The 12,894-nt window shown below is 61.4% G+C and carries 8 protein-coding genes; 7 read left to right on the top strand and 1 reads right to left on the bottom strand.

The genetic code is table 11. From position 1 onward, the window contains the following. Positions 1 to 77: 77 nt before the first annotated feature. The 6 genes from CIW50_RS24050 (at position 78) to CIW50_RS24075 (ending at position 9,973) form a co-directional block, all read left to right on the top strand. On the top strand, positions 78 to 2,222 hold the full coding sequence (locus CIW50_RS24050; protein ID WP_149533688.1) for a methyl-accepting chemotaxis protein: 2,145 nt from the start codon (positions 78 to 80) through the stop codon (positions 2,220 to 2,222). Positions 2,223 to 2,341: 119 nt separating this feature from the next. Further along, entirely contained in the window at positions 2,342 to 3,394 is a 1,053-nt protein-coding gene (bioB, locus tag CIW50_RS24055; protein WP_149533689.1) for a biotin synthase BioB, read from the top strand. Positions 3,395 to 3,481: 87 nt separating this feature from the next. Then, the gene (locus tag CIW50_RS24060; RefSeq protein ID WP_149533690.1) at positions 3,482 to 4,546 is read left to right on the top strand and encodes an MBL fold metallo-hydrolase; all 1,065 of its coding nucleotides are present in this window, start codon (positions 3,482 to 3,484) and stop codon (positions 4,544 to 4,546) included. A gap of 162 nt (positions 4,547 to 4,708) precedes the next feature. Then, positions 4,709 to 5,938, top strand: coding sequence for a 5-aminolevulinate synthase (gene hemA, locus CIW50_RS24065; RefSeq protein WP_149533691.1), 1,230 nt, complete (start codon positions 4,709 to 4,711; stop codon positions 5,936 to 5,938). Positions 5,939 to 6,011: 73 nt separating this feature from the next. Beyond that, a complete protein-coding gene (locus CIW50_RS24070; RefSeq protein ID WP_149533692.1) occupies positions 6,012 to 6,341 on the top strand; it encodes a GlpM family protein in 330 nt (109 codons plus the stop codon). A gap of 113 nt (positions 6,342 to 6,454) precedes the next feature. Beyond that, positions 6,455 to 9,973, top strand: coding sequence for a PAS domain-containing hybrid sensor histidine kinase/response regulator (locus CIW50_RS24075; protein WP_149533693.1), 3,519 nt, complete (start codon positions 6,455 to 6,457; stop codon positions 9,971 to 9,973). Positions 9,974 to 10,116: 143 nt separating this feature from the next. Here the strand turns inward: CIW50_RS24075 and CIW50_RS24080 are convergent, their stop codons facing one another. Further along, positions 10,117 to 10,797: a response regulator gene (locus CIW50_RS24080; protein ID WP_149533694.1), complete on the bottom strand. Its 681-nt coding sequence runs from the start codon at positions 10,795 to 10,797 to the stop codon at positions 10,117 to 10,119. Between the two features lie 412 nt (positions 10,798 to 11,209). On the opposite strand from CIW50_RS24080, the gene CIW50_RS24085 reads away from it, so the two are divergent. Beyond that, positions 11,210 to 12,859: an MFS transporter gene (locus CIW50_RS24085; RefSeq protein WP_502707535.1), complete on the top strand. Its 1,650-nt coding sequence runs from the start codon at positions 11,210 to 11,212 to the stop codon at positions 12,857 to 12,859. Positions 12,860 to 12,894: the final 35 nt, after the last annotated feature.

A 12,894-nucleotide genomic window follows, 5' to 3' on the forward strand; every position in this document is an offset into this window, starting at 1 on the left:
TTTACCCGAATGTTAACCCGGTACCGACATACTCTCCGCGCTATCCGCCACCAGGACGGTGGACGCGGGGGGAATCAATGGCACTGACGTCATTCATCGGAAAATTTGGACGGTTTCGTTTCTCGCGGCCCCGTTGGGGCATCCGCGGCAGCCTGTTCGCCGCCTTCGCGGTTATCGCAGGCATGGCGATCCTGATCAGTGCAGGCGCCGGCATGATTCTCGGCCAGCTCGGGGGCATGATGACGGACCTGAACGGCCGGGACATTCCGAAACTCACTGCCAGCCTTCAATTGGCCACCGCCAGCGAGAGCCTTGCCAGCCAGGGCCCGATGCTGCTGGCATCGAGCAGCGTCGACGTGCTGAAGGAACGCTCGCAGCGCATGCGGGATACACACAAGATTGCAGTCGAGAAGCTCGATGCCATCGCCAAGCTCGGCGCCGACAAGGCCGTGGTCGCCGCCCTGGCCGAGACCGTGAAAAACATTGAAGACACGATTCGCAGCCTTGGCGCCGCCACTCAGGAACGCCTCGACGCCCTCGCCCAGCATCAGAAGCAATACGACTCCCTGCGCGCCGCTGCGGCAAATTTCGTCAAGATGTCGGAGCCAGCCGCCACCGATGCCCAGAACGTGATGGACGAGACGCTACGGGCAACAGTCTTCTCGGCCGAGGATTCAGGCGAAGCTGCGCGCGTCATCGTGCAGGTCGGCGAAGTCGTCGCCAGTACCAACCTAATCTCATCCGATCTGATGGCCGCATTGTCGGCCGGCACATCCGAGGCACTCGATCCGATCGAAGCAAGCTTCAAGGCTGCACAGGCGCGCGTCAAATCGAATCTCGATGCCCTGGTTGGCATCAAGGGCACGAAGGAACTGAAGGAAGCCGCCGTGCAACTGCTGGCAATCGGCGACGGCAAGAACAGCGTCTTCAAAGTGCGCCAGAAAGAGATGGACACCGTCGAATATGGCGAACTCATCCTCGACGAGACGCGCAAGCTGAATCTCGGCCTCGGTATGAGTGTCAGGCAACTGGTGGACAAGGTACGCAGCGAAACCGACGCCGCCACGACAGAGGCGCAGACGACAATCACGCTGGCGACGCAGGTGATGCTCGGCCTCGGCGCGCTGACGCTGATCGGATCGGCATTGTTCGTCTGGCTCTATGTCGGCCGCAGCATTCTGCGCCGCCTCGCGCAATTGCAGCGCGCCATGCAGCGGCTGTCCAGCGGAGATCTCGACACCGAGATCGCCCGCAGCCGCCAGCAGGACGAAATCGCGGCAATGGCGGGTACGCTCGAAGTATTCCGTGACAGCATGATCAACGCCCGCACGCTCAGCGCAGAACAGGATCAGGACCGCATTGCCAAAGGCGAACGTACGTCGCGTATCGAAGCCCGCATCGTCGACTTCGAAAGCAAGGTGCGCAACGCTTTGGAGAAGCTGCAGACCTCGGCTGATTCCATGCAATCGACCGCGCAGAGCATGTCGGCCACCGCCGATCGCTCCAGCCAACTGGTCAGCGCTGTCGCGTCGGCCGCAGAGGAAACTTCGGTGAACGTCCAGACGGTCTCGGCCGGGACCGAGCAGCTGTCGTCATCGATCAACGAGATCAGCCGACAGGTCGTGACATCAGCCGAAATCGCCGCAAAGGCCGTCAGCGAGGCCGGCGAAACCGACGCAACGATGCAGGGCCTGGCCGATAACGCCAACCGTATAAGCGTGGTGATCGATCTGATCCAGACCATTGCCTCGCAGACCAATCTGCTGGCGCTCAATGCGACCATTGAAGCTGCACGCGCGGGCGATGCAGGCCGCGGCTTCGCCGTCGTGGCATCGGAAGTGAAGAGCCTTGCCGATCAAACGGCCAAGGCCACCGACGAGATCCGCACGCAGATCGTTTCGATGCAGCAGGTCACCTCCACCGCCGTCGGTGCGATCCGCAACATCGGGCAGACCATCGCCGAGATCAACCATGTGAGTGCTGCCATCGCCACCGCCGTCGAACAGCAGGGTGCGGCAACACGCGAGATCGCGCGTAACATCCAGCACGCCGCCGGCGGCACCAGCGAAGTGTCGAGCAACATCGTCGGCGTCAGCGATGCATCGACGCAGGCCGGCACGGCTGCCAACGACGTGCTCGGCGCCTCGGGCGAACTGCGCCGCGAGGCCGACGTTCTTCGTGGTGAAATCGACGAATTCCTGTCGAGCATCCGCGCCGCTTAAGCCGACAATCCAGCGCATGGCTGCACCCGGCCAGCGTCATTGCTCCTGCCCTCAAAATCATGGACTGCTTTCACAGCAGCCCATGACCGGTGGCTGCGCAGAATGTAAGGATTGCGTGAATGCCCCCAACACCCTCTGCAGGGACAACGACCGAACTGCGCCACGACTGGCAGCGTCATGAAGCCCAGACCCTGTATGACCTGCCGTTCGCAGATCTGATCTTTCAGGCTCAGAGCATCCACCGCAACAATTTCGATCCGAATCACGTCGAGACTGCGAGCCTACTCAGCATCAAGACCGGCGGCTGCGCGGAAGACTGCGGTTACTGCTCGCAAAGCGCCCACTACAACACTGACGTCAAGGCGACAAAGCTGATGGATCGCGACGCCGTGGTTGCCACGGCGCAGCGTGCAAAGGATGCCGGCGCGAGCCGCTTTTGCATGGCTGCGGCCTGGCGCAATCCCAAGGACAAGGATCTCGACCGCGTTTGCGACATGGTCAGCGCGGTGAAGGATCTCGGCCTCGAGACCTGCGCGACGCTGGGCATGCTCACGGAAGATCAGGCCAAACGTCTGCAGGACGCCGGCCTCGACTTCTACAATCACAATGTCGATACCTCGCGGGAATTCTACGGCAAAATCATCACCACGCGGACGATGGAAGATCGTATCGAGACATTGGCGCGGGCGCGCCATGCCGGCCTCAAGGTCTGCTGCGGCGGTATCATCGGCATGGGCGAGCAGGTCGAGGATCGTCTGGGCATGCTGATGCTGCTGGCGAACCTGCCGCATCATCCGGACAGCGTGCCGATCAACATGTGGAACGAGGTGAAGGGCGTACCGGTCAACGACACCGCCGAACGCCCGGATCCGATCGCACTGGTCCGCATGATCGCGGTGGCGCGTATCATGATGCCGAAGAGCGTCGTGCGGCTTTCCGCCGGGCGGCAATATATGACCGATGAACTGCAGGCACTGTGCTTCGTCGCCGGTGCCAATTCGATCTTCATCGGCGACGTGTTGCTGACGACGAAGAACCCGCAGACCGACCGCGATGCCAATCTGCTGGACCGTCTTGGCATGACGTCACGGCTCGACGAGGTGAGCGGAAAGAGCACGTCGGCGCTGCCAATTGCCGCTTCAGCACGGGCCGATATGCGCGCTGGCGCATAAACCCATGCCCTGCGCCAGCCAAATTTGTACTGGCGCAGGGGTCCTCGGCCCGCTAAGCCGGATGAAAAGGACATTGTGACAGAACCGATGCATTCGAAAACAGACGCCAGCACAAAGCCAGCCGATGACCTCCAATATCCTTGGGAGAGCCATCCCGGCACCGATCAGATGGTCGAAATCGCCCCGGGCGTTCTCTGGATCCGGCTCGATCTGCCGTTCCGTCTCAACCATGTGAACATCTACTTGCTCGCGGACGGCGACGGCTGGGCCATGGTCGATACCGGCTTCGGCAACGACGCCACCATCGCAGCGTGGACCAAGCTGTTCGAAGGCCCCCTCAAGGGCATCGCCATCAGCAAGGTGATCGTTACCCATGCGCATCCCGATCATGTCGGCCAGGCCGGCTGGATCGTGCAGCGCTTCGGCTGTCCGTTCTACATGTCACAGGTCGAATATCTGCAGGGCATCTATCACCAGAACCGTCGCACCGAAGAGCGCGTCGTCAACATGCGGCAGTTCTTCCATCGCCACGGCATGGACGCAGATATCACCGAGCAATTGCTCGGCCGCGGCCAGGAGTACCTGAAGAAGACAGTGCCGCTGCCGGCAGCCTATCGCCGATTGTCCGACGGCGACGATCTCGTGATCGGCACGCGCACATTCCGCATCCTTACCGGCGCCGGCCATTCGCCGGATCAGGTGATGTTGTATTGCGAAGCCGACAAACTGTTCCTGTCGGCCGACCAGGTGCTCAGCAAGATCTCGCCGAATGTCAGCGTCTGGGCTCATGAACCCGACGAAAATTCACTCGGCTCCTATCTGCGCTCGCTGAAGCGTCTCGCCGATACGCTGCCCGACGATGTGCTCGTGCTGCCCGGTCACGGCGTGCCGTTTCATGGCCTCAAGATCCGCATCAAGCAGCTCGCCGATCATCATGAAGAGCGCTGTCAGATGATCGCCGCCGCATGCAACGTCACCGGCAAGACATCCGCCGAGCTGGTGCCGGTGGTGTTTCACAAGCACAAGCTGGACGCCCACCAGACCGGATTTGCCGCCGGCGAATTGATCGCCCACGTCAACCACATGCTGGCGCAGAAGCGGCTGACCTCGACGCTCGACGCAGATGGCATGCTGCAGTTCAAATCGACGTAGCCTGCAGCGCAGCAAAAATTTGTGAATGACCTCAGGCTCTTGATGCACATCAAAAGCCACAGCACTTGGTCAAATTGACCAATTGCACCTCGACAGCCAAGCTGGAAAAGCTCTAAAACGCAACCTGACGCAGGGTTCGGGTTCCGTTTTGGGTCTTTTGCGATGGATTACAGCAAGTTCTTCAGTGACGCGCTCAATCGTTTGCATGACGAGCGCCGTTATCGTGTGTTCGCCGATCTCGAGCGCATTGCCGGTCGGTTCCCGCATGCGATGTGGCACACGCCGCAGGGCCCGCGGAATGTCGTGATCTGGTGCTCCAATGATTACCTCGGCATGGGCCAGCACCCGAAAGTGGTGGGCGCCATGGTCGAAACCGCGACCCGTGTCGGCACCGGCGCCGGCGGCACCCGCAACATCGCAGGCACCCATCATCCGCTGGTGCAGCTCGAGGAAGAACTCGCCGACCTCCACGGCAAACAGGCGGCATTGCTGTTCACGTCGGGCTATGTCTCGAACCAGACCGGCATTTCAACGCTCGCCAAGCTGATGCCGAATTGCCTGATCCTGTCCGACGCGCTCAATCATAACTCGATGATCGAAGGCATCCGGCAGGCCGGCTGCGATCGCGTCGTGTTCCGCCACAACGACGTCGCGCATCTCGAGGAACTGCTGAAGGCTGCCGATCCGGCGCGGCCGAAGCTCATCGCCTGCGAGAGCCTTTATTCGATGGATGGCGACGTTGCGCCGCTGGCTGCGATCTGCGATCTCGCCGAACGCTATGGCGCCATGACCTACGTGGATGAAGTCCATGCCGTCGGCATGTACGGCCCGCGCGGCGGTGGCATCGCCGAGCGCGACGGCGTGATGCATCGCATCGACGTACTCGAAGGCACGCTGGCCAAAGCGTATGGCTGCCTCGGCGGCTATATCGCAGCGAGCAAGGACATTGTGGATGCCGTGCGCTCCTATGCGCCGGGTTTCATCTTCACCACAGCACTGCCGCCGGCGATCTGTTCGGCCGCAACCGCGGCGATCAAACACCTGAAGAGCTCAAGCTGGGAGCGCGAGCGCCATCAGGACCGCGCCGCGCGTCTCAAGGCGATCCTCACAGCCGCCGGCATTCCGGTGATGTCTACTGACACCCATATCGTGCCGGTGTTCGTCGGCGATGCCGAACTCTGCAAGAAGGCCTGCGATCTGCTGCTCGAAGATCACGGCATCTACATCCAGCCCATCAATTACCCGACCGTCGCCAAGGGCGCCGAGCGCCTGCGCATTACGCCGTCGCCCTATCACGACGACGTGCTGATCGATCACCTCGCTGAATCGCTGCTGCAGGTGTGGGATGAACTCAGCCTGCCGCTGCGCATCAAGGCGCTGGCTGCCGAGTGAGATAGCGCTTCCGCCTCCATTGCTTCATGATCCGGCGGAAGTCGGATCATTCAAGGCAACGGGGAATAGCGACGTGGACATCATCTGGAAAGGTATTCTCGGCGGACTGCTCACCGCCCTGATTGCCTGGTTGTCGAAACGTGGCAATACGCTGCCGGGCATTCTGCCGCTGTTTCCGACCTTTGCCATCATCGCGCTGCTCATCGTCGGCGCCAAGGGCGATAGCTCCGGCTTCCGGGAAGCCTGTATGGCCGGGGCGAAGACCATTCCGGCCTATCTCGCTTTTCTCGGCATCTGCTATCTCACGGTCGGCGCGTTCGATTACCGCCTCGCTCTGCTGGCCGGCGTGACCGCGTGGCTGTTTATTATCCTGATCACCTTTTTCGGCCCGCGCTGGATTTAACGACGATCCGGCATTCCCCGGCGTCCGACCAAATCCCTGTCGCCTGCACCGACGCAACCGGCTAGATTTTCGCCTGACGGTCGGGCTTCAGCCCGCCAAAGGGAGCACGCACGATGCTGCACGACTGGGGCGTGATTGTTGCCGCCCTCTGCTACATCGGATTTCTGTTTTGCGTCGCCAGCTATGGCGATCGGATCGCGCTGTTCCAGAGCGGTCGCGCCAAGGCCGTCATCTATCCGCTGTCGCTGGCGATCTATTGCACGTCATGGACGTTCTTCGGCTCGGTCGGCGTGGCCAGCCGGACCAGCGTGGATTTCCTCGCGATCTATGTCGGCCCGATCCTGTTCTTTGCCTTCTTCTCGCCCGTGCTGCGGCGTGTGATCCATCTCGCCAAGACCCAGAACATCACCTCGATCGCCGACTTCATCGCCGCGCGTTACGGCAAGAGCCAGGCCGTAGCCGCCACCGTGGCCGTGATCGCCATCATCGGCTCGGTTCCGTACATCGCGCTGCAGCTGAAGGCCGTGGCGTCCTCGCTGGAAACCATCCTCGGCGAGGACAAGGCCATTGCCGGCGTCCCTATCGTCGGCGACATGGCACTGGTCGTGACTCTCGCCATGGCGATGTTCGCCGTACTGTTCGGCACCAGGCAGACCAATGCGACCGAGCATCAGCACGGCCTGATGCTCGCCGTAGCTACCGAATCCATCGTCAAGCTGGTGGTGTTCATCATCGCCGGCGCCTTCGTGACATTCTGGATGTTCGGCCCGTCGGAGCTGTTCGAGCGCGCGATGAAAACACCGGAGGCGATGCGCGCCATCAACTATGTGCCGTCGTTCGGCAATTTCCTCACGATGGTGCTGCTGTCGTTCTGCGCCATCATGCTGCTACCCCGGCAGTTCCACGTCAGCGTCGTCGAAAATTCCAACGACTCCGAAGTAAGCCGCGCACGGTGGCTGTTTCCAACCTATCTGATCGCCATCAACCTGTTCGTCATTCCGATCGCCCTGGCCGGCCTCGTGACCTTTCCGTTCGGCGCCGTCGACAACGACATGTATGTGCTGGCGCTGCCGATCGAGGCTGGCTCCACGGCGCTCAGCATGGCGGTGTTCATCGGCGGCTTGTCGGCGGCCACAGCCATGGTGATCGTCGAATGTGTCGCACTGGCTATCATGGTGTCCAACGACATCGTGTTGCCACTGGTCTTGCGGCGCGGACCGCAGACGCAGAATGAGCAGACTGACTTCGGCAACTTCCTGCTCAAGGCGCGGCGCTTCTCGATCTTCGCCATCATGGTGATGGCCTATTTCTATTTCCGCGCGCTCGGCAATACGCAACTCGCTGCCATCGGCCTGCTGTCATTTGCCGCCATCGCGCAACTCGCGCCAGCCTTCTTCGGCGGGCTGATATGGCGGCGCGCGACTGCCCGCGGCGCCATGGGCGGCATGGTGGTCGGCTTCATCGTCTGGGCCTATACGCTATTCATCCCGAGCTTCCTTGAAGGCAGCACCGCAGGCGTCCTGTTCCTGCAGCACGGCCCGTTCGGTATCGAGGCGCTAAGACCACAGGACCTGCTTGGCACCGAACTGCCGCCGTTGCTGCACGGCACGTTGTGGAGTCTGTCACTCAATATCCTGACCTATATCGTGCTCTCGCTGATGCGCGCACCGTCGTCGATCGAACGACTACAGGCCGATGTTTTTGTGCCGAATACTCTGGCGCCGATCACGCCGGCATTCCGGCGCTGGCGGACCACGGTGACCGTGCAGGACATTCTCAGTACCGTGACCCAATACCTCGGCCCGGACCGCGCGCGTGAATCCTTCGATGCTTTCGCCACGCGTCGCCGTGTCGATCTCGATCCGGCCGCGCCTGCGGATTTCGAACTGCTGCAGCACGCAGAATATCTGATCGCCTCATCGATCGGCGCCGCCTCGTCGCGCGTCGTGATGTCGCTGCTGTTGCGCAAACGTACGGTGTCGGCCAAGGCGGCACTGAAGCTGCTCGACGATTCACACGCGGCGCTGCATTTCAACCGCGAGATCCTGCAAACCGCGCTCAACCACGTCCGCCAGGGCATCGCGGTTTTCAATCCCGACTTGCAGCTCATCGTCTCCAACCGGCAGTTCGGCGAGCTGCTCGGCCTGCCGCCGCAGATAGTGCAGATCGGCATTCCGCTCCGGGAGATTCTGGAATTCATCGGTATCCAGAGTGCATCGCCTTATGGCGACAACGAAACACTGACACAGGCGCGGCTGGCTGCCTACACGACTGAGGGCGAGCCTTATCTTGAACGTCTTCAGGACCGCCAGATCGTCATCGAGGTGCGCACCAACAAGATGCCGGATGGCGGACTCGTGCTCACCTTCTCCGACGTCACCCCCAGCTTCGAGGCAGCAGAAGCGCTGGAGCGCGCCAATGCCACGCTGGAGAAGCGCGTCCGCGACCGTACCGAGGAGCTGACGCGACTGAATTCCGAACTGGCACTCGCCAAGAGCACTGCGGAAGACGCCAATATTTCGAAGACACGTTTTCTGGCCGCCGCCAGCCACGACATTCTGCAGCCGCTCAACGCTGCACGTCTCTATGTCACCAGTCTGGTCGAACGAAAGAGCATTGGTGAGGACGCGCGGCTGGTCGAGAACATCGACGACTCGCTGGAGGCCATCGAGGAAATCCTCGGCGCCCTGCTCGACATTTCACGTCTTGATGCCGGTGCCATGAGTCCGGCGATTTCGAGTTTCCGCATCGGTGACCTGATGCGCTCGCTCGAGATCGAATATGCGCCGATCGCCCGCGCGCGCGGCGTGAAGCTCACTTTCGTGCCATGCTCGCTGCCGGTCGAATCCGACCGCCTGATGCTACGACGTCTGCTGCAGAACCTGATCTCGAACGCCATCAAGTACACGCCGCATGGCCGTGTGTTGGTCGGCTGCCGGCGCCGCGGTAAGGCCTTACAGATCGGCATCTACGATACCGGTGTCGGCATTCCGATCCTCAAACGCGGCGAGATCTTCAAGGAGTTTCACCGACTCGAACAGGGCGCGCGCATCGCCCGCGGTCTCGGGCTCGGCCTGTCGATCGTCAAGCGGCTCGCGCATGTACTCAATCACGGCATCGCGCTGGATTCCAACCGTAGCGGCGGTTCGTTCTTCTCGGTCACCGTACCGGTCGCCAAGGCGATCAATCACACCACCGCGGTCACCAGCGCGACGCCGCTATCGAAATCGCCGATGTCGGGCACGCTCGTCGTCTGTATCGAGAACGACGCGGCGATTCTCGACGGCATGAAGACGCTGCTGCAGGCTTGGGGAGCCGAGGTCGTCGCGGTGCCCGATCCGGAAGCCGCTATGAACGCCATCGCCGAAATCCAGGCCTCAGGCCGCCGCCTGACGGGCCTGCTAGTCGATTATCATCTCGATCGCGGCAACGGCGTCGCCGCGATCCGGGAAATTCGCAACCGTTTCGGCAAGGACATCCCGGCTATCCTGATCACTGCCGACCGCAGCCCACATGTGCAGTCAGCCGCCCGGCAGGACAAGATCGCGGTGCTGAACAAGCCGGTGAAGCCGGCGTCGCTGCGCGCATTGCTCGGGCAGTGGCGCACGCAGCAGATGATCGCGGCGGAGTGAAACTCCGTCCTCATCCTGAGGAGCTACGTCTTCGTCGCGTCTCGAAGAATGGCGTCTCAACATCTCATGGTTCGAGACGGCGCAAGCTCGCGGCGCAATTGCGCCGCCAGGCCTCCTCACAATGAGACGCCATCAGATATCGCTTATTGGTGTGGATTCTGCTCGCCCTGGCGCCACTGGCCGCCGGCTATTTTTGCCGCGGCTATGACGGCCTGGGTACGGCTCTCGACGCCGAGCTTCTGCAGGATCGCCGAGACGTGGGCCTTGATGGTCGCTTCGGACACGCCGAGCTCATAGGCGATCTGCTTGTTGAGTAGTCCCTCGGACAACATCATCAGCACACGGACCTGCTGCGGCGTCAGCGTTACCAGCCGGTCGCGCAGCTTGCTCATTTCCGGATCGACCGCTGCAGACATGTCGACATCCGGCGGAACCCAGACATCGCCATCCATCACCTTCACGATGGCATCGCGCAACGTATCGACGCCGAACCGCTTCGGAATGAAGCCTGATGCACCGAAGTCCAGCGATTGCCGGATCGTCCCGACATCATCGCTGGCCGACACGATGACGACCGGAATCGTGGGGTATTGCGCACGGAGGTAAATCAGTCCGGAGAACCCTGATATCCCCGGCATAGACAGATCGAGCAAGATCAAATCGACGTCGGAGTCCTGTTCCAACAGTTTGGTCAGGTCCTCGAACGTGCCGGTTTCATCCACCTTTGTGGTCGGCAGCACGCTGCTGACCGCCTGCCGTAACGCACCGCGGAACAGCGGATGATCGTCAGCAATAATGAGGCGCGAGGGAGCGATAACGGTCATCAAAATCCATGCAAAAATCTTGCGGCAAACCAGCGACCGCGTTGAGGCGACGCGCAAAAGCGCATTTTCGCCGCAAGTGTCTCCCGCGCGACAACGTCTTGCAAGCGCCCAATGCTGCCACGCGGTAAATTGGTGAACACGGACCATTGTGCGACGCAATATTTCATATGCATGCACATATCCGGAAGGAGGGTTTCACCACTGCGACGTCTGCGCACAGCCCCTTGCGCACGGCCTAAAGTCGTATTGGGTCGCATTTCCCCGCAATGCTAGCTTTTGCATCGAAGTTCTCTGCATTGAGCCGACAGAAGTTCGGCGCAGCGAACGAGAAGCCACAATAAACTTTGCAACAATTTTGGGGAGCGATTCAAACATGTCCACCATCGCAGCAACATCGGCGAAAGCCCAAGGGATGACGAAGGACGAACGCTTCGTCATCTTCGCGTCATCGCTCGGCACTGTTTTCGAATGGTATGACTTCTACCTGTTCGGCTCGCTGGCCGGCATCATCGGCGCGCAGTTCTTCGGCGTGATCGATCCCGCCACCAAGCTGCCGATGTTCAATCAGGCTACGCGCGACATCTTCGCGCTGCTGGCCTTCGCCGCGGGCTTTATCGTTCGTCCGTTTGGCGCCATCGTGTTCGGACGCGTCGGCGACATCGTCGGCCGTAAATACACGTTCCTCGTCACCATCCTCATCATGGGCCTGTCGACCTTTATCGTCGGCATTCTGCCTAACGCTGCGACCATCGGTATCGCGGCTCCGATCATCCTGATCGGTCTGCGTTTGCTGCAGGGCCTTGCGCTCGGCGGTGAGTATGGCGGCGCGGCAACCTACGTGGCGGAGCATTCGCCAGCCGGCAAGCGCGGCTACTACACCTCATTCATTCAGACGACGGCCACACTCGGCCTGTTTCTGTCGCTGCTGGTGATCCTGTTCACCCGTACGATTCTCGGCGAACCCGAATTCGCCGCCTGGGGCTGGCGCGTGCCATTCCTAGTCTCGGTGGTGCTGCTCGGCGTTTCCGTCTGGATCCGTCTGCGGCTGAATGAATCGCCCGTGTTCCAGAAGATGAAGGACGAAGGCAAGGGCTCCAAGGCTCCGCTGACCGAAGCCTTCGGCAACTGGAGCAATGCCAAGATCGTGCTGATCGCATTGCTCGGCGGCGTGATGGGCCAGGGTGTGGTCTGGTACACCGGCCAGTTCTACGCACTGTTCTTCATGCAATCGATCCTCAAGGTCGACGGCTACACCGCGAACCTCCTGATCGCGTGGTCGCTGCTGCTCGGCACCGGCTTCTTCGTGTTCTGGGGCGCCCTGTCCGACAAGATCGGCCGCAAGCCGATCATTCTGGCAGGCTGCCTGATCGCGGCGCTGACCTTCTTCCCGATCTTCCGCATGATCACCACCAACGCCAACCCGACGCTGGAAAAGGCGATCGAAACCGTGAAGGTCGAAGTTGTGTCCGATCCCGCTTTGTGCGGCGATCTGTTCAACCCGGTCGGCACCCGCGTCTTCACCACGCCTTGCGACACCGCCCGTGCCTATCTGGCCCAGTCGTCGGTCAAGTACTCGACCGCCTACGGTCCGGCGGGCTCCGGTGTGAAGGTCGTCGTCAACGGCAAGGACACCCCCTACACCGCAGCTGCGTCCAACCCGCAGGTTCTCGCAGCGGTTCAGGCCGCGGGCTATCCGAAGACCGGCGACGCGCAGATCGTGAAGATGGCGCATCCATTCGACATCTTCCGTCCGCAGGTCGCGGCGGTGATCGGACTGCTATTCGTGCTGGTGCTTTTCGTGACCATGGTCTACGGGCCAATCGCGGCGATGCTGGTCGAACTGTTCCCGACCAAGATCCGCTACACCTCGATGTCGCTGCCCTACCACATCGGCAACGGCTGGTTCGGCGGACTTCTCCCGGCGACCGCCTTCGCCATCGTGGCTTCGACCGGCGATATCTATGCCGGTCTCTGGTATCCCGTGATCTTCGCGGCAATCACCGTGGTCATCGGCTTCTTCTTCCTGCCGGAGACCAAGGACGTCGATATCAGCGCGAACTAACTTCGCCCTGCCCGCAGCCCAGGCTGCCGGCAGAC

Source organism: Tardiphaga sp. P9-11 (genome assembly GCF_008329525.1).
Lineage (GTDB): Bacteria > Pseudomonadota > Alphaproteobacteria > Rhizobiales > Xanthobacteraceae > Tardiphaga.

What these genes read in the sequence shown, in the direction of transcription:
- CIW50_RS24050 (WP_149533688.1), top strand. Translation starts at nt 78, where the DNA reads ATGGCACTGACGTCATTCATCGGAAAATTTGGACGGTTTCGTTTCTCG.
- bioB (WP_149533689.1), top strand. Translation starts at nt 2,342, where the DNA reads ATGCCCCCAACACCCTCTGCAGGGACAACGACCGAACTGCGCCACGAC.
- CIW50_RS24060 (WP_149533690.1), top strand. Translation starts at nt 3,482, where the DNA reads ATGCATTCGAAAACAGACGCCAGCACAAAGCCAGCCGATGACCTCCAA.
- hemA (WP_149533691.1), top strand. Translation starts at nt 4,709, where the DNA reads ATGGATTACAGCAAGTTCTTCAGTGACGCGCTCAATCGTTTGCATGAC.
- CIW50_RS24075 (WP_149533693.1), top strand. Translation starts at nt 6,455, where the DNA reads ATGCTGCACGACTGGGGCGTGATTGTTGCCGCCCTCTGCTACATCGGA.
- CIW50_RS24080 (WP_149533694.1), bottom strand. Translation starts at nt 10,797, where the DNA reads ATGACCGTTATCGCTCCCTCGCGCCTCATTATTGCTGACGATCATCCG.
- CIW50_RS24085 (WP_502707535.1), top strand. Translation starts at nt 11,210, where the DNA reads ATGACGAAGGACGAACGCTTCGTCATCTTCGCGTCATCGCTCGGCACT.